Raw genomic sequence first — 17,711 nt, 5'->3', positions numbered from 1 at the left:
TCCGAAGAAACCAAACAAGAAGAAAAGCATTTTGCTATTGTACTACTTGTATTGTTTATGTAATTCTATCAAAGAACGCTTCTTTTATTTTTGCTTTGTTTTCTAAAGCGGGTGCAAAGGTAAGGAGTTTAAAAGTAACAACCAAATGTTTTCGGAAGTTTTTTTTAAAAGTTTTTTTTTCGTTAAGCTACCTTCTAAAACTCTTTTAGCAAGAGCGAAGGTATCAACAAAAAGAAGATCCTTTTTTGCGAACCGGACTGCAAAGATAAAGACTTTTTAGATTCACTTCCAAACTTTCAGAGAAGTTTTTTTTAAAAGTAAAACCGCATAAGTCAAACCCTACAGGCGCTTTATCAACATTTCAAGAAAACACTTTGTCTCTCTTGCAAAGCGGGTGCAAAAGTAGAAGCTTTTGCCATACAAAGCAAGAAGATCATACTCTTTTTTTAGAGAAGAAAGGAGCCAAAAGGCTTAAAGAGCTAGGCATCAAGGGGTAACAGCAGGAAAATAAATGCAAAGAAAGAAGGAATGAGGGAAATACGAAGAATAAGTATACCTTATATTATATAAGGGGAAATGTAAGCAGAGGAAAAAGAGGGTTATTGCAATAGTAAGAAGGAAGGCAAGGATGGAAGAAAAAGACTCCAAACAAAGTGGGGGTCTCAAGAAAACAAAGCAGGAAGGTGGTAGTTGAAAGGCGAAAGGCAGACATTAGCGAAGGAGCAAGAAGAAGGAAGGACAGGATAGACTATTCAATAGCTCAAGCCAAAAGAGCCCGACGAAAAAAGAGCGGCTAACCTTGGTTGGACGACTGGCTAACCATCGTTGGACGACTGGCTAACCATCGTTGGGCGACTGGCTAACCTTGGTTGGACGACTTACCAACCATGGTGAGCCGATAAATGCAAAAGGAAGATACTTGAAAGAAAAAATAAGAAAAGAGAGAAAACAAGACTACTAAACACTTGCTAGTACATAATTATATAGAAGCACAAACAGTATACTTAGTTACTATAAAAAGATGCTACATAAAAAGAATATCGGCTTTTTTTTTATACTTTTGTCACAAGATACAGTCGACTACAAAAATCACATAGAAAAAATGAAGATCATTGATTTAATAAACTCCAACGAAAAAACAGCTTTTTCATTCGAAATTTTACCCCCACTAAAAGGTACGGGTATCGAAAAACTGTATACTACAATTGATACATTAAAAGAATTTGATCCCAAATACATCAATATAACGACTCACAGAAGCGAATATATTTATAAGGACTTGGGTGAAGGATTATATAAACGAGACAGGCAGCGTCGAAGACCAGGCACTGTTGCTGTTGCTGCCGCTATTCAAAATAAATATAACATCAAAACAGTTCCCCACATTTTATGTAGCGGGTTCACTAGAGAAGAAACAGAATATGTTCTTATTGATCTGCAATTCTTAGGAGTTACAGATTTGCTGGTTCTTCGTGGAGACAAAGCAAAGCATGAATCTGTATTTACACCTGAAGGAGATGGTTATTACCACGCCATACAGTTGCAAGAACAAATCAATAACTTCAATAAAGGAATCTTTGTCGATGGCACTTCAATGCAAAACATGGAACAGCCTTTTTCTTATGGAGTGGCTTGCTATCCAGAGAAACATGAAGAATCACCAAATATAGAAGACGATATTTACTGGTTAAAGAAAAAGGTTGAAGCCGGAGCTGAATATGCGGTCACACAGCTATTTTATGATAACAAGAAATATTTTGATTTCGTAGATAGAGCACGTCAAGCAGGAATCACTGTTCCCATTATTCCGGGCATCAAGCCTTTTAAAAAGCTGTCACAGTTAACAATGATTCCAAAAACTTTTAAAGTTGATCTTCCCGAAGATTTGACTAAAGAGATTCTTAAATGTAAGAATGACAACGAAGCTCAACAAGTGGGAATTGAATGGTGCATTGCTCAATGCAAAGAACTCATTGAATACGGAGTACCTAGCTTACACTTCTACACAATCTCAGCTGTGGACAGCATTAGAGAGGTAGCTCAGAAAATATATTAGATATGCAATTCGGAGATGTCATAGGACAAGACCACATTAAGCAGAAACTTATTGAGGAAGTAAATGAAGGTCGCATTCCTCATGCGCTACTTTTATGTGGTAATGAAGGGGTTGGAAAACTTCCATTGGCGATAGCTTACGCACAATACATTTGCTGCACTAACAAGCAATCAACCGACTCATGCGGAACTTGCCCTTCGTGCATCAAGTTCAAGAAACTAATACATCCCGATTTGCATTTCATGTTTCCCATCGTGAAAAATGCAAAAGCAAAAAAAGAAATTTGTGATGATTACATTTCCGATTGGCGCCATTTTTTAGAGAAGATGCCCTATATGAGCATTAACAATTGGCTGAATGAACTTCAGGCAGAAAACTCACAAGCCATAATTTATGCTAGGGAGAGCGATGAGATCATAAGAAAGCTTAGCCTTAAATCAAGTGAAGGAGGACATAAGGTTTCAATTATCTGGTTACCTGAAAGGATGCATGTAGTGTGCGCAAATAAATTGCTTAAACTTCTGGAAGAACCACCCCAGAAAACAATATTCATCCTTGTTTCCGAAAATCCAGAGATGATTTTACCTACCATATTGAGCAGAACACAACGTTTAAATATTCCTCGAATAGAAGAGAGTTGTATTGCCAATACACTACAGACCAAATATGCAATTGCTTCAGCAGATGCGCAAAACATTGCTCACACAGCTAATGGAAGTTTTGTTAAGGCTCTTGATGCCATCCATTTAAATGAAGAAAAAAGGCTTTTTTTTGATTTATTTGTTAGCCTAATGCGTCTTTCTTACCAACGGAAGATAAAGGAAATGAAAATATGGAGCGAAAGCGTAGCCGCTATGGGAAGAGAGAAACAAAAAAACATGCTTGATTATTGCCAGCAAATGATTCGAGAAAATTTCATCTTTAATCTGAAGCAAAAAGATCTTACTTACTTAACAATCGATGAAGAAAATTTTGCCAAACGCTTTTCTCCTTTCGTTAATGAGAAGAATGTTATAGGAATTATGAATGAATTGAGCCAAGCTCAAAGAGATATAGAACAAAATGTAAATGCCAAAATGGTTTTTTTTGATTTTTCCTTGAAAATGATTGTGTTATTAAAACAATAATGTATCATTGTAAAATCAAAATTAAGGCCCTATAAATATAAGAAACAATATGGACTATAAATTAAATAACGGTAGCGGAAAACTTTGTTGCAAAGGTTGTTCCCGACAAGATAAAAAACTTAATACTTATGATTGGTTGGCAGATGTCCCCAATAATGCCGAAGAATCAGATATGGTTGAAGTTCAATTTAAAAATACTCGTAAGGGGTATTATAAAAATAGCAATAAAATAAAGCTTGAGAAAGGTGATACGGTTGCCGTTGAAGCTACGCCTGGGCACGACATCGGGGTAGTAACACTTACAGGTAAGCTAGTACCTTTGCAAATGAAAAAGGCGAATAACCGCCCTGATGCTGAAATAAAACGTATCTACCGCAAAGCAAAGCCTGTAGATATGGAAAAATATAATGAAGCCAAAGCCAAAGAACATGCAACCATGATTAAGGCTAGACAGATTGCAGCCAATCTCAATCTTAACATGAAAATAGGAGATGTTGAATATCAAGGCGACGGTAATAAAGCTATTTTTTACTATATCGCTGATGAGCGTGTCGACTTTCGTCAATTAATCAAGGTACTTGCCGAAGCATTTAGAGTGCGCATCGAGATGAAGCAGATAGGGGCACGTCAGGAAGCTGGCCGTATAGGAGGTATTGGGCCTTGTGGCAGAGAACTCTGTTGCGCAACCTGGATGACAAGTTTTGTCTCTGTATCAACCAGCGCAGCTAGATTCCAGGACATATCTCTTAATCCACAGAAGTTGGCTGGTCAGTGCGCCAAATTAAAATGTTGCATGAATTATGAAGTCGACAGTTACGTCGAAGCCCAAAAGAAACTGCCATCTAGAGAAATTGAATTAGAAACTAAAGATGGCACCTATTATTTCTTCAAGGCAGATATTATGGCAAATCAGATAAGCTATTCAACAGATAAAAATTTCCCGGCTAATCTGATAACTATTAGTGGTAGAAGAGCTTTTGAAATTATAAGTATGAATCGAAAAGGGGTTAAGCCAGATACATTAATCGAATCTGAACGCAAACCTGAGCCTAAAAAGCCGATTGATTTACTGGAGCAGGAAAGCCTTACCCGCTTTGATAAACGTCATGGGAGTAGTGATAACACATCAAATAATTCCCAAAACAGAAAAAAGAAAAAAAGTAATAACAGGCCTCAGCAGGCGCAAATGCGTAACGAAAAAGAAAATTCTAGAGTCCAGGCCCAAGCGCCCAATGACGCTCAACAAGTAAAAGAAGAACAAGGTTCGCACAATAAACCCAATAGAAATAACAGAGACCGTAACGGAAGAAGAAATTTTCCTCGTCCTCAAGAGAGAAACAAAAAAGATGATCAGCAAGTTAAGGAATAGTATTATAATTACTCTTTCTACACTGTTTTTATTCAGTTGTGATAATGGCTCTGTGTATCATAGCTTTAAGCATGTTAATCCGAAAGGATGGAGCAAACATGATACTCTTTCGTTTGAAATTGGGCTAAAAGAAACTGCTTACCGATATAACATACGAGCACAAATAAGAAATTTGAGCTCGTATGCATATCAGGATTTATATTTGTGCATAAAAAGCAATATTCCTGATTCTACCATCTGGCAAACTGATACTATTAAGTTTCAACTGATTAATAAAGAAGGAGAAATTATTGGTAAAGGATGGGGAGATTTATATGAGCTATCAGTTCCATATAGAGAAAATATACTAGTAAAACCAGGCAAATATACGATAAAGATCTCTCATGAAATGAAGGATAATTACCTGAAAGGGATTAATGATGTGGGGATTAAAGTAGAATAAGGGCTTATCTAACGGCGACTTCTACCCGCATCAATTCTTAAAAAGATGAACAGTAAAATGCTAAATCCCCAAAGTGAAGAACCTCCATAGCTAAAAAAAGGTAAAGGTATACCAATTACGGGTGTAAGACCTAATACCATACCTATATTAATAAACAAGTGAAAGAGGAATATACTTACTACAGAATAACCATACACACGCCCGAAGGTTCCATGTTGCCTTTCAGAGAGTGCAATCAATCTTAAAATAAGGATCAAAAACAGGAGAAGAACAATTGAAGCGCCAACAAAACCCTGTTCTTCCCCTACCGTACAAAAAATAAAATCGGTATCTTGTTCGGGTACATACTTTAGTTTTGTCTGAGTTCCATTCAGAAAACCCTTGCCTGTTAATCCTCCAGAGCCAATGGCTATTTTGGATTGATTTACGTTATAACCGGCTCCTGATAAATCTTCCTCCATGCCTAATACAACCTTAATTCTTATTTGTTGATGAGGTTCCAATACTTTATTGAAAACATAATCGCATGAATATAAGAAACCGATAGACGTAATTGTAAACAAACCAATAAGTGCATAAGAAAGAAAGCGTTGGCTTAGGTACAAATAAAACAAGTAACACGCTGCACCAATACACAACGCCCACAGTATCCAAACCAGATTAAATTCGTAGACGTATTCAGAAACTAAAAAAGACAATCCCAAAGTTAAAACACTTACTCCTAAAATATTTCTTACCAATAACCATTTTCTTTGATAAACCCATAACATGCTCGCCGTAAACAGAAGAATAAGGCACAACACAACGAACTCGCCCAGCGGTGTAGGCGTTTCTGCAATGAACAATTCGCTAAAGCGAATACCAATGATAAAATATAAAACAGCACAAAGTCCTAGAAAAAGCACCGTACCAGACATGCCTTCTCTATATAATACAAGAAAGAAAGCTAAATAAACCAAAGCAGAGCCTGTTTCTCTCTGCATGATGATAAGTATCATTGGTACCATAATGATAGCGAGCAAGCCTACAAAATGCCTTAATTTATTTATACTAAACGAATATGAGTTCATATATTTTGCCAAGGCAAGCGCAGTTGCAAACTTAGCGAACTCAGCCGGTTGCAAACTAACTGGTCCTAATTGCAACCACGAGCGGGAGCCTTTCACATCTGGAGCAATGAATATAGTTACCAGTAATAGTAACAGCATTCCTATATATATAAAATAAGAAAACATATCAAACAACTTGTCTTCAAGCATAAGCAAAACAAAGCCTATTCCAAAAGAACATACAATCCAAACAAGTTGCTTACCTGCACGAGTTGAGAAATCAAGGAAGTCAGGATTGCCGTAATCATAACTCGCACCACAAACACTAAACCATCCACAAGTAATCAACAAAAGATAAATGATAATGGCAACCCAATCAATTGATTTCCATAGACTAATACTCCTTGAAGCCATACTGAATTAAATTAGTGTTACTGATTTCATCAACAGTTTTCATACGTTCGGGTGAAAGAGTTCCTTTTAAATATTTTTCCATTAACACTGAAGCAATAGGAACGGCCCACGTAGCCCCAAAGCCAGCATTCTCTACATAAACGGCAATGGCTATTTTAGGTTTATTCATCGGGGCAAATCCCATAAAAATAGAGTGGTCCTTACCTTTATTTTGTGCTGTTCCTGTTTTGCCGCACACCTCAATGTCAGGTAAATTGGCTCCACGGCATGTTGCGCCATATGCTGTTCCTACAACCGCTCCGCGCATTCCTTTTACTACTAAATCGTAGTATTGAGGCGAGATTGTTGTATATCTTGGGCAGCGATACAAACTGTCTAATTGATCATGCTGTATCTTTTTCACAATATGAGGAGTTATAAAATGTCCCCTATTCGCTATTGTTGCAGCCAAATTTGCCATTTGGACAGGCGTAAGCAATATCTCACCTTGGCCGATAGAGGTATGAATGATCCTCAGTCCTCCCCATCTCCCTTTACCATATATTTTATCATAGAATTGTGCATTAGGAATTAAGCCGCGCTTCTCACCAGGTAAGTCAACCCCAAGTTTATATCCAAATCCCATAGAAACCATATGATCTTTCCAAACAGTTAACGCTTTAGCAGAAGAACCGTATTTTTTATTATCTATCATTCGATACAGTCCCCAACAAAAATAAGAATTACAGGAAGTAGATATAGCCGGCATAAAAGAAATAGGTGAAGGGTGTGCATGACAGCCAACACGTAAGCCAGGCACAACAAAGCCATGATAACATGGGAATGTGGTGTTTTCATTTACAATTCCCTCCTGCAAAAAAATCATTCCTTGAGCAGTCTTAAAAGTTGATCCGGGGGGGTATGCAGCCATAAGTGGTCTATTAAACAATGGCTTCAAAGGATCTTTCTCTAACTCCAGATGATTTTTTCCTCGTTGGCGTCCTACCATAGCCATAGGATCATAAGAAGGCGCAGATACAAAACAGAGAATCTCGCCCGTTTCAGGTTCAATAGCCACTATACTTCCCATTTTACCATGCATCAGCTTCTCCCCTAACGTTTGCAGCTCCACATCTAAACTTAGTGTTATATCCTTTCCTGGAATAGGTACTTTATCGTAAATGCCGTTTTTATAATGCCCTTGAATACGACCATGGGCATCTCTTAAAAGAATTTCAACCCCTTTTTCTCCTCTTAAATACTTTTCATATGATTTTTCAACACCTTGTTTTCCTATATAATCCCCCCTCACATAATAGTCATCTTCTTCAATATCCCTCATTGAGACCTCACCAATATCTCCCAAAGCATGTGCAGCAACATTATATGTATATTGACGAATGGTTCTACGCTGTATATAAAATCCCGGAAAACGAAATAGTTTTTCTTGAAACACACCACACTCCGCTGCCGATAGCTGAGTCATAAAAACCTGATGTGTATATTTAGAATAACCTGGGTTCTGCTTCCTATCACGAATATCAAGCATCCTTTTCAAGAAAAATGCAGGTGTTATGTTCAGAGTCTTACACAGATCAGTTGTATCCAACTGCGTTATTTCGTTAGGAACAATAGTTATATCATATGCTGGCTGATTAAAAACCAACAATTTACCGTTTCGGTCGTAGATAGCTCCTCTAGATGGATATTGAGTCTTTTTAAGAAACGCATTGCTATCTGCATTTTTCTTGTAATCATCAGTCATTACCTGCAAAACAAGAAGTCGCAGAATATAGGTTAGCACAATAAATACAGCTATACCACCAATTACAAACTTACGTTTTTCTAAAAGATAATCTTTTGCCATTTTATTTCTTCACTCCTTCAAAAGCCAAAATACAACTCAACGTTAGCAACGTACTAGACGCTATTCGCAATATTAGAGATCCTATATCTGCAAAAGAAAAGAATTCAATCGTCAACAAGGCTCCATGGTGAATCAACAAACAAATTAATAAATACTTTATAAAAGAGAAATTTCCTATCGTTTTAAATGATGGAACTATATTATCAAAGCTATCACGTGGTGTAAACAGAGTTAATAAAGGAGGCCTGACAAAAGCCATCAAGACAGTAGCCGATGCATTAATACCTGGCGTATTTGAAAAGACATCAATTATTAAGCCTAAAAAGAATGCCCATAACAATAATTCATTACGAGAAACAGAAGACGGGAACTTCAAAATAAAGTAAGTATAAAGAAAAGGAGTTGCGTATCCTGCGAGATGAATGTTATTGAGAATGAGCACCTGCAAAAGCACCAACCCCACAAACCATAATATACGATATATGTAATTTATTATCATTGCGCCTTTGTTTTTAATTCAAGTTCTTCCTGCTCTATCCTCTGAACATCTGTTATAACCCTCACATTACTGATTTTACCAAAATTAGTGGCTAACTTCACTTTTAATAAATAAGAAAGTCCATCATTAGAATCGGCCATATCATCAACTGTGCCTACCATCACCCCTTCGGGAAAGACAGTGGAATATCCACTCGTTATGATTGTATCCCCCAAATTAAATTCTGCATGTCGAGGAAGATCTTTCAGATAAGCGTATCTAGAATCACCATGCTCCCACTTCAAATAGCCAAAATAGTCGCTGTTCTTTATCTTACAACTAATGTTTGATTTACTATTGAGCACAGAAATCACAACCGAATAATGTTCTGACGCCATATAAACAATACCTACAACCCCTTCTTCTCCTATCACCCCCATCTCAGGTAAAATTCCATCTGATTTCCCTTTATCAAGTGTCAAATAGTTATTAACCAAATTCAAACTATTGTTAATAACATGCGCCGGAATTGTTTTATATTGATAACTGCTTAGTTCTTCTAAACGATTAATTTCAAGAGAATCTACATTTCTATCTTTCAATGCATTACGCAGAAAAGTGAGTTGACGTTCTAGAATCGTATTACGTTCAAGAAGAGTTTCATTTGCCGATTTCAAGTAAAAATAAGACGTAATCCCTCCCGAGATCGCATATACCTTGCCTGATATCGCATTCGCAGAGGTGAAATAGACACTTTGCTGATAATTATTAAAGCGAAACAACATAACCAGACTAGCTATCTCCAATAAAAGAAACACAAACCAGTAGTTATATTTAATGAGAAAATTCAGTAAATTCCGCATAACACTAAGACGTCAAGAGCCAATGTATTAACAGATACATTCATCCGTAATACATTGGCACGTTCATATTTTCACTATCAATAGCCTTATTTATCTCATCAAGAATGAAAAACGATCCACATTTTTTAAAGCAACACCTGTTCCTTTTGCTACTGCATGCAAAGGATCCTCTGCAATATGAAAAGGAATGTTGATTTTATCAGTTAATCGTTTGTCAAGACCTCTTAACAATGCGCCTCCACCGGCTAAATAGATACCGTTATGAACAATATCCGCATAAAGTTCTGGCGGAGTCTTCTCCAATGCACTCAAAATGGCCGTTTCTATTTTTGAAATAGATTTCTCAAGACAATGAGCAACCTCTTGATAACATACAGGTACCTCCATAGGCAAAGCCGTAATACGGTTAGGCCCATGTACAATATAGTCCTCTGGGGCGTCATCACCCAACTCAGTTAAAGCAGCTCCAACATTTATTTTTATACGTTCGGCCATTCTCTCACTAACCTTCACATTATGCTGTCTGCTCATGTATTCCTGGATATCCGCAGTCAAGTCATCACCTGCTATGCGAATTGAGTTATTAGAAACAATACCCCCCAAGGAAATAACTGCAATTTCAGTAGATCCACCACCTATATCAACAATCATATTTCCTTCAGGCGCTTCCACATCAATACCAATTCCTATAGCTGCCGCCATGGGTTCAAAAAGCAAATACACATCTCGTCCACCAGCATGTTCAGCAGAATCACGTACAGCACGCAATTCAACTTCAGTACTTCCCGAAGGAACCCCTATCACCATTCGTAATGAAGGAGAAAATAGATGATTACGGGTATTAACCATTTTTATTAATCCACGCATCATTTGCTCACAAGCATAAAAATCTGCAATAACTCCATCTCTTAAAGGACGGATTGTTTTTATATTCTCGTGGGTTTTTTCATGCATCATCTTTGCTTTGTCGCCAACCGCAATCATTTTATCGGTTCTGCGATCTAAAGCCACAACAGAAGGTTCATCCACTACAATCTTACCATTTGAGATAATAATTGTATTGGCTGTCCCAAGGTCCATTGCTATTTCCTGAGTAAAAGAGAATAATCCCATTTTTATTTTCTTTGTTAGTGTTTAAAATGACGAATACCCGTGGTAACCATTGCAACACCATGTTCATTACAATAATCAAAAGTTTGTTGGTCTCTCACTGAACCACCGGGTTGAATTACCGCCTTTACACCTTCCTTGTGTGCAATTTCAACACAATCGGGGAAAGGGAAAAACGCATCAGATGCCATAACAGCACCTTCAAGTTCAAATCCAAAAGCTTTCGCTTTCTCTATCGCCTGCTTCAATGCGTCAACACGCGAAGTTTGTCCAACTCCGCTAGCTAACAATTGCTTTCCCTTTGCTAAAACAATGGCATTCGACTTACTGTTTTTTACAATCTTATTGGCAAAAAGCATGTCTGAAATTTCTTGTTCTGTAGGGATAGTATTTGTTACTGTCTTTAAATCGGCAGTTGTTTCTATATTTAAGTCTCTTTCTTGTACCAAGACCCCGTTCAACAAAGAACGGAATTGAGTCTTAGGCAATTTTTGTTCTTTACGGACTAAAATAATTCTATTTTTTTTCTGGCCCAATATTTCAAGCGCATCGACATCATAATCGGGCGCAATAATTACTTCAAAGAAAATTTTATCTATTTCTGCCGCGGCTTCTCTATCAATAACAGCATTGGTAATCAATACGCCACCATAAGCCGACACGGGATCACCTGCCAACGCATCTTTCCAAGCCTCCAATACAGTGGGTCGAGAAGCTAAACCACATGCATTATTATGCTTCAATACAGCAAAAGTCAGATCTTCAAATTCATCAATCAACTCAACAGCTGCATTGATATCCAACAAGTTATTGTAAGAAATTTCTTTTCCGTGAATCTGATCAAAGATAGCATCTAGATTACCGTAGAAGAAGCCTTTCTGATGAGGATTTTCTCCATAGCGAAGAGCCTTTTGATCATTTGCAGAACAACGAAATGCTGAATTTTCTGCTCCATCAAAATAGTTAAAAATAGCAGAATCGTAATGTGAAGAAACAGCAAAAGCCTCTTTCGCCATCCAGCGGCGCTCTTCCAACGAAGATGTTGCACCATGCTCCATCAACATATCCAACAAGGGCTTATATTGCAATTGTGAAGCAACAATCACCACATCATTGTAATTCTTAGCAGCAGCTCGAATCAAAGAAATCCCGCCGATATCAATCTTTTCTATGACGGTAGCCTCATCAGCCCCCGAAGCCACTGTTGCTTCAAACGGATACAAATCAACAATAACCAAATCTATTTCGGGGATTTCATATTCCTCTATTTGTTGTCTGTCTTGTTCCAGTTCACGACGACATAAAATTCCGCCGAAAATTTTCGGATGAAGTGTTTTCACTCTTCCCCCCAAGATTGAAGGATAAGAAGTCAGGTCTTCCACAGCTTTACAAGGGTAACCCAATGATTCAATAAACTGTCGTGTACCTCCGGTAGAGAGGAATTCAACTCCGTCTTCATGGAGTTTTGTAATAATTTCGTCTAATCCTTCTTTATGATAGACTGAAACAAGAGCGGTTTTTATTTTCTTCAATCCAGACATTTTACTAAGAGTTATGTAATTGATGTGCAAAGTTACAAAATATGTTCCATCAAACGTTATAAATAAGGTGTAAATTAATACTAAAAAAGCTCCGCTCCTCAGTGTGAGGAGCGGAGCTTAATCTATTTGTGTGGAAAAAGCAAATTCTTACCAGATAGATGCTCGTTGCTCAGCAGGCAAAAACAACTTATCTTTTTCGGTTACGCCAAAGGCATCATACCAAGCAGCAATATGAGGAAGAGCTCCGTCAACACGCCATTTCCCTAACGAGTGCGGATCAATTTTCGTCAGTCGCAGAATCTCTTCCGGACGGATATTCCCAGCCCAAACATTAGCATATGCTAAGAAGAATCTTTGTTCAGGAGTAAAGCCTTGTACGGTATTCAGCGGCTTATCTGATGTTGCCTTTTTAAAAGCTTGAAAAGAAACCTGCAAACCACCATGATCGGCAATATTCTCACCTAAGGTAAACTGACCGTTAGCATGTACTCCTGGTGCTACTTCAATACTATCAAAATGGTTAATCATAACCGCGGCTCTTTTTTCAAAATTCTTGGCATCTTCGGCAGTCCACCAATCCTTCAGGTTTCCATCCTTATCGTACTGGCGTCCCTGATCATCAAAGCCGTGTGTCATTTCGTGACCAATCACAACCCCAATGGCTCCGTAGTTAAATGCATCATCTGCATTCATATCAAAGAAAGGATATTGCAATATACCAGCAGGGAAACATATTTCGTTTGTAGTAGGGTTATAATAGGCATTTACAGTTTGAGGAGTCATCAGCCATTCATCCTTATCGACAGGTTTGCCTGCCTTTGCAACCATTTCGGCATATTGCCATGCACTGGCACGTTCTATATTAGCCCAATAAGAGTCGTTCTTCACTTCTAAAGAAGAATAATCTTTCCATTTGTCAGGATAACCAATCTTCACATGAAAAGTAGCTAGTTTTTCCAAAGCCTTTTCCTTGGTAGCCTCACTCATCCATTCAAGACCCTTAATACGTTCGCCCAAGGAAGTTTGCAAATTTCTCACCAAAGTTACCATGCGCTCTTTGGCTGCGGCAGGAAAATACTTTTCTACATACATTTGTCCAACAGCCTCTCCCAGCGAACTGTTTACCGTACTTACGGCACGTTTCCAACGAGGTTGCTGCTCTTGTTTGCCAGACATTGTCTTCTCGAAGAAATCGAAGTTCTGTTGTTCAAAATCATCACTCAAATAAGAAGCAGCTGAATTGATCACATTCCATTGCAAGTAGTCAATCTGTTGATCCATTGATACTGAATTAATCACATCATTCACCTCTTTCATTGCATTTGGCTGTCCTACATTAATTTCCTTAACAGCCGAGAGTCCTACAGACTTTAAAAGAGTATTCCATCCGAGTACCGGATATTCCTTGTTCAGTGCCTCTATGCTTTTCTTATTATAATTTGCCCGCGGATTACGAAGTTCCACTCTGGAACGTGCAGCTTTAGCCAAACGTGTTTCAATATTCATTACTGATTCAACCGCTTTCTGAGCCGATGCTTCATCGCGTCCTGCCAAGCGGAACATCTTTGCAACATGTTCTTTATACTTTTCGCGTATCTCTTTTGTTTTATCATCATTTTCCAGATAATAATCACGTTCACCCATACCGATACCACCTTGATATGTTTGTACCAGATTAACTGTACTATTCATATCATCGGCACTGACATACAAGACAAAATAAGGGAACATACCTTTTTGTTGCATCTCTGCTATCATTGAGACAATTTGAGCTTTGTCTTTGAGCGACGCAATCTTATCTAACTCAGCCTTAATAGGTGCTGCTCCCTCCTTATTTAATTTCACACTATCTAGTGCTATATTATATAAATCACCTACTTTTTGCGCTACGCTACCTTTTTCATGCTTTGCAGCTGCCAGTTCTTCTATTAATTCACGTAACTGCTTACGATTGTTTTCGGCCAACATATCGAAAGAGCCAAAGCGTGAATACTCATTTGTTAGAGGATGTTTCTGCATCCAACCACCATTAGCAAACTGATAGAAACTTGTTCCGGGAACAGCAGTTGTATCCAAGTTTGCCACATCAATACCCGAGGATAGTGTAGCATCTTTATTGCTACCACAGCTTGTGCCCATCAGGCACAGCGCCAAAATTGGTAAATAATTTCTCACTTTCATCATAAAATAACAATATACATACCGAGCCTTCAAGAGACTCAAATCTGTTTAGTTAATAAATAGGGGTTTATATCTATAGATAATCAAAAAAACGTTTTTAATCATCCATTTGTTTTTATTTCATCCAGTTCGATTGAAGATTGTTCCCACTCCTCAACTGTTCTATCAAGTTGCATTTTCAGTTTTTGATGCTGCTCATAAAGAGACATATCCGATGCTCCTTCTACAGTGCCCATTTTAGTTTCAACAATCGCTATAGCTGATTCCAGTTCTTCAATTGCTTTCTCGCAATCAGCGACTTGCTTCTCCATTTTCTTTATCTTCTTATTCAGCTCTTTTTGTGCCTCATAAGAAAGTTTATTATCGGAAACAACACCTTGTGAATCTGCAATTGTTGAAGTTGCACTACCTCCGGAAGGAATACTTTTCTGAAGTTCATTCAAGTCTTCCAATTTTTTCCGTTGCAGGAATTCATAGATTCCCCCCAGATGTTCTTTTACCAATCCGCTACCGAACTCATATACTTTAGTCGCCAGTCCATCTAAAAAGTCACGGTCATGGCTAACTAAAATTACCGTCCCCTCAAATTCACGAATTGCTTCTTTCAATACATCCTTGGAACGCATATCCAAATGGTTGGTCGGCTCGTCAAGTATCAACAGATTCACCGGCTGTAAAAGTAACTTAATCATAGCCAATCGGCTACGTTCGCCACCCGACAATACCTTTACTTTCTTATCAGAGGCTTCACCTCCAAACATGAAAGCACCGAGTATATCGCGAATTTTATTACGAATATCACCCACAGCCACACGGTCTATCGTATCGAACACAGTAAGTTCACCTTCAAGCATTTGTGCCTGATTTTGTGCAAAGTAACCTATTTGAACATTGTGTCCGATGAGTAATTTGCCATCGAAATCAATCTCATTCATAATGCACTTCACCAAGGTCGATTTTCCTTCACCATTTTTACCGACAAAGGCCACCTTATCTCCCCTATTGATGGTAAGATTGACATCGTGGAAAACAACATGATTGCCATACTTCTTCTGTACATCTTCGCAGATAACCGGATAGCTTCCAGAACGCGAAGCAGGAGGGAATTTGAGACGCAGAGCCGAATTATCCTCTTCATCCACTTCAATTCGCTCTATCTTCTCCAGTTGCTTGATGCGGCTTTGCACCTGCACAGCCTTCGTAGCCTTATAACGGAAGCGCTCAATGAAATCTTCCGTATCCTGTATTTGTTTTTGTTGGTTTTCGTACGCACGCAGTTGTTGCTCGCGACGCTCCTTACGTAGAATAACATATTGATCATAAGACACTTTATAATCATAAATGTGTCCGCACGAAATCTCAATGGTACGAGTCGTCACATTATTAATAAAGGCCCGGTCGTGACTCACCAGCACAACCGCATTGGCACGGGTAGAAAGAAATGTCTCCAACCACTGAATTGATTCTATATCCAAATGGTTGGTCGGCTCATCCAATAACAAAACGTCGGGCTGGCGAAGCAATAATTTAGCTAATTCAATACGCATACGCCAACCGCCACTAAATTCGGAAGTGGGACGATCAAAGTCTTCTCTTTTAAATCCCAAACCCACTAGAGTCCGTTCTATTTCTGCATGGAAATTGGTGCCGCCCATCATCAAGAAGCGTTCATTCTCATGTGTAAACCGGTCAATGAGTTTATGGTAATCTTCTGATTCATAGTCGGTACGTTCAGCCAGCTCCTGATTCATGCGCTCCAGCTCTTTCTGCATATCAAAAATATGTTCGAAAGCTTTCTCAGCTTCTTGCATCACCGTATTTTTATCGGCAAGTACCATGACCTGGGGTAAGTATCCAATGGTCGTGTCTTTAGGCAAAGCAACAACACCGGAAGTAGGTTGTTGCAAACCTGCCAATATTTTAAGCATAGTCGACTTACCGGCACCATTCTTGCCGACCAATGCAATTCTATCTTTCTTATTTATAACATAGGTAACGTCTTCAAATAGCGGAGTGGCGTTAAATTCTACTTTTAAACCTTCAACTGAAATCATTCATTTATCCTTTTTGTACGAACGGCAAAGATAATGAATTCTTGAATATTTATTTAACTATCAAGCATCTATAAAGCCTGAGTCACCAATCAAAAAACAAATTTCAAAGCAACTACACCTTATTATATAGAAAGAGGCTGCCTCTATGTGAAGCAGCCTCAACAAATTCTTTGTGAAATCAATGTGCCTATTTAGAACAACTTGGCAGGATATTCACCCGCATCAACCAAAGCCTGTATCTTATCAACTACTCCCTGGCGATCTTCAGCATAAGTCACGCCGAACCATTTAGATGTAGTATCCAACACTTTCACGCGGGCTGTATTTTCATTGATCAGCTTGTTGACCATCAGCGGAATGAAATATTCAGCTTTCAGATTACCCATGTTCTCTTTGAGGAATTCAACGAAATAATCTTCCGAATACTGAAAATAATCAGGAGTAAATCCCCACATATTCATAGAGACCGGTGTGTTGTCTGCAATCGACACCAATTGACCATTCTCATCAGTAAAAGAAACTTTTCCATCGATACGCTCAATAGCAGTACGCTCAACAACCGTTGTAAGATAGCCTTCCGCATTTGTTTCGCATACCCCACGTGCCACAGAACCACTTTCCGACAATGTATTACCTACACGATAGCCCACCATGCAGTAATCATTCTTTTTGCCGGTCATTGCTGATAATTCTTTTCCCAATACGGCAAAACTGTCGCGACCATAAAAGTCGTCGGCATTGATAACGGCAAACGGTTCATTAATAACCTCTTTACCCATCAGTACGGCATGATTGGTACCCCAAGGTTTCACACGGTCGGCCGGGCAAGTGAAGCCTGCCGGCAATGAGTCGAGTGATTGAAACACCAATTCTACCGGGATGTGATTTTCATATTTGCTTAAGATCTTATCTCTAAAATCTTGTTCAAAGTCTTTACGAATAACAAAAACGACTTTACCAAATCCGCCGCGTATAGCGTCGAAAATAGAATAATCCATAATGGTTTCACCATTAGGACCTAGTCCGTCAAGTTGTTTGAGTCCCCCATAACGGCTGCCCATACCAGCAGCCAACACAAATAAAGTTGGTTTCATATGTACCTGAATATTAAAAGATTAATAGTACGGTTTGTAACTGTTTGCAAAAATACAAAATTTACCTTCTACACGGGTCTAATTATG

The 17,711-nt window shown here is 38.5% G+C and carries 13 protein-coding genes; 4 read left to right on the top strand and 9 right to left on the bottom strand.

Annotation, left to right across the window (positions count from 1 at the left end; all coding sequences use genetic code 11):
* Nucleotides 1-1,102 precede the first annotated feature (1,102 nt).
* The 4 genes from metF to C511_RS0111585 are packed head-to-tail and all read left to right on the top strand — an operon-like array spanning nt 1,103 to nt 4,994.
* Nucleotides 1,103-2,056 (top strand): methylenetetrahydrofolate reductase [NAD(P)H], encoded by a 954-nt coding sequence (gene metF / locus C511_RS0111600; RefSeq protein WP_024997289.1) that lies wholly within the window; start codon nt 1,103-1,105, stop codon nt 2,054-2,056.
* Between the two features lie 2 nt (nt 2,057-2,058).
* Nucleotides 2,059-3,183: a DNA polymerase III subunit gene (locus C511_RS0111595; RefSeq protein ID WP_027318170.1), complete on the top strand. Its 1,125-nt coding sequence runs from the start codon at nt 2,059-2,061 to the stop codon at nt 3,181-3,183.
* A gap of 49 nt (nt 3,184-3,232) precedes the next feature.
* On the top strand, nt 3,233-4,552 hold the full coding sequence (locus tag C511_RS16745; protein ID WP_051260512.1) for a PSP1 domain-containing protein: 1,320 nt from the start codon (nt 3,233-3,235) through the stop codon (nt 4,550-4,552).
* A complete protein-coding gene (locus C511_RS0111585) occupies nt 4,530-4,994 on the top strand; it encodes a gliding motility lipoprotein GldH (RefSeq protein ID WP_024997290.1) in 465 nt (154 codons plus the stop codon). The genes C511_RS16745 and C511_RS0111585 overlap by 23 nt, the downstream gene beginning before the upstream one ends.
* A gap of 8 nt (nt 4,995-5,002) precedes the next feature.
* Here the strand turns inward: C511_RS0111585 and rodA are convergent, their stop codons facing one another.
* The 9 genes from rodA to C511_RS0111540 form a co-directional block, all read right to left on the bottom strand.
* Nucleotides 5,003-6,457, bottom strand: a complete 1,455-nt coding sequence (gene rodA / locus C511_RS0111580; protein ID WP_024997291.1) for a rod shape-determining protein RodA — start codon at nt 6,455-6,457, stop codon at nt 5,003-5,005.
* Nucleotides 6,438-8,303, bottom strand: coding sequence for a penicillin-binding protein 2 (mrdA, locus tag C511_RS0111575; RefSeq protein WP_027318169.1), 1,866 nt, complete (start codon nt 8,301-8,303; stop codon nt 6,438-6,440). Before mrdA ends, rodA begins: the two co-directional genes overlap by 20 nt.
* Nucleotide 8,304: 1 nt before the next feature.
* Entirely contained in the window at nt 8,305-8,802 is a 498-nt protein-coding gene (gene mreD, locus C511_RS0111570; RefSeq protein ID WP_024997292.1) for a rod shape-determining protein MreD, read from the bottom strand.
* The gene (mreC, locus tag C511_RS0111565) at nt 8,799-9,644 is read right to left on the bottom strand and encodes a rod shape-determining protein MreC (protein WP_024997293.1); all 846 of its coding nucleotides are present in this window, start codon (nt 9,642-9,644) and stop codon (nt 8,799-8,801) included. Before mreC ends, mreD begins: the two co-directional genes overlap by 4 nt.
* 90 nt (nt 9,645-9,734) lie before the next feature.
* Nucleotides 9,735-10,757 carry a rod shape-determining protein gene (locus C511_RS0111560; protein ID WP_024997294.1) on the bottom strand — a complete coding sequence of 341 codons (1,023 nt, stop codon included), beginning with the start codon at nt 10,755-10,757 and terminating at the stop codon, nt 9,735-9,737.
* 14 nt (nt 10,758-10,771) lie between these two features.
* Nucleotides 10,772-12,295, bottom strand: coding sequence for a bifunctional phosphoribosylaminoimidazolecarboxamide formyltransferase/IMP cyclohydrolase (gene purH / locus C511_RS0111555; RefSeq protein WP_027318168.1), 1,524 nt, complete (start codon nt 12,293-12,295; stop codon nt 10,772-10,774).
* 147 nt (nt 12,296-12,442) lie between these two features.
* A complete protein-coding gene (locus tag C511_RS0111550; protein ID WP_024997295.1) occupies nt 12,443-14,476 on the bottom strand; it encodes a M13 family metallopeptidase in 2,034 nt (677 codons plus the stop codon).
* Nucleotides 14,477-14,577: 101 nt separating this feature from the next.
* The gene (gene abc-f, locus C511_RS0111545; protein WP_024997296.1) at nt 14,578-16,530 is read right to left on the bottom strand and encodes a ribosomal protection-like ABC-F family protein; all 1,953 of its coding nucleotides are present in this window, start codon (nt 16,528-16,530) and stop codon (nt 14,578-14,580) included.
* Between the two features lie 191 nt (nt 16,531-16,721).
* Nucleotides 16,722-17,624: a glycosyltransferase family protein gene (locus C511_RS0111540; RefSeq protein WP_027318167.1), complete on the bottom strand. Its 903-nt coding sequence runs from the start codon at nt 17,622-17,624 to the stop codon at nt 16,722-16,724.
* Between the last annotated feature and the right edge of the window lie 87 nt (nt 17,625-17,711).

Origin of the sequence: Bacteroides graminisolvens DSM 19988 = JCM 15093 (assembly GCF_000428125.1) — a bacterium.
Lineage (GTDB): Bacteria > Bacteroidota > Bacteroidia > Bacteroidales > Bacteroidaceae > Bacteroides > Bacteroides graminisolvens.
The sequence above is the reverse complement of the archived record's forward strand: the minus strand, read 5'-3'. Positions and strand labels throughout refer to the sequence as shown.

Excerpts from the sequence above, each read along its gene's own strand:
- metF (WP_024997289.1), top strand. The coding sequence starts at position 1,103 with ATGAAGATCATTGATTTAATAAACTCCAACGAAAAAACAGCTTTTTCA.
- C511_RS16745 (WP_051260512.1), top strand. The coding sequence starts at position 3,233 with ATGGACTATAAATTAAATAACGGTAGCGGAAAACTTTGTTGCAAAGGT.
- abc-f (WP_024997296.1), bottom strand. The coding sequence starts at position 16,530 with ATGATTTCAGTTGAAGGTTTAAAAGTAGAATTTAACGCCACTCCGCTA.
- mreC (WP_024997293.1), bottom strand. The coding sequence starts at position 9,644 with ATGCGGAATTTACTGAATTTTCTCATTAAATATAACTACTGGTTTGTG.
- C511_RS0111595 (WP_027318170.1), top strand. The coding sequence starts at position 2,059 with ATGCAATTCGGAGATGTCATAGGACAAGACCACATTAAGCAGAAACTT.
- rodA (WP_024997291.1), bottom strand. The coding sequence starts at position 6,457 with ATGGCTTCAAGGAGTATTAGTCTATGGAAATCAATTGATTGGGTTGCC.
- C511_RS0111550 (WP_024997295.1), bottom strand. The coding sequence starts at position 14,476 with ATGAAAGTGAGAAATTATTTACCAATTTTGGCGCTGTGCCTGATGGGC.
- C511_RS0111585 (WP_024997290.1), top strand. The coding sequence starts at position 4,530 with ATGATCAGCAAGTTAAGGAATAGTATTATAATTACTCTTTCTACACTG.
- purH (WP_027318168.1), bottom strand. The coding sequence starts at position 12,295 with ATGTCTGGATTGAAGAAAATAAAAACCGCTCTTGTTTCAGTCTATCAT.
- C511_RS0111540 (WP_027318167.1), bottom strand. The coding sequence starts at position 17,624 with ATGAAACCAACTTTATTTGTGTTGGCTGCTGGTATGGGCAGCCGTTAT.
- mrdA (WP_027318169.1), bottom strand. The coding sequence starts at position 8,303 with ATGGCAAAAGATTATCTTTTAGAAAAACGTAAGTTTGTAATTGGTGGT.
- mreD (WP_024997292.1), bottom strand. The coding sequence starts at position 8,802 with ATGATAATAAATTACATATATCGTATATTATGGTTTGTGGGGTTGGTG.
- C511_RS0111560 (WP_024997294.1), bottom strand. The coding sequence starts at position 10,757 with ATGGGATTATTCTCTTTTACTCAGGAAATAGCAATGGACCTTGGGACA.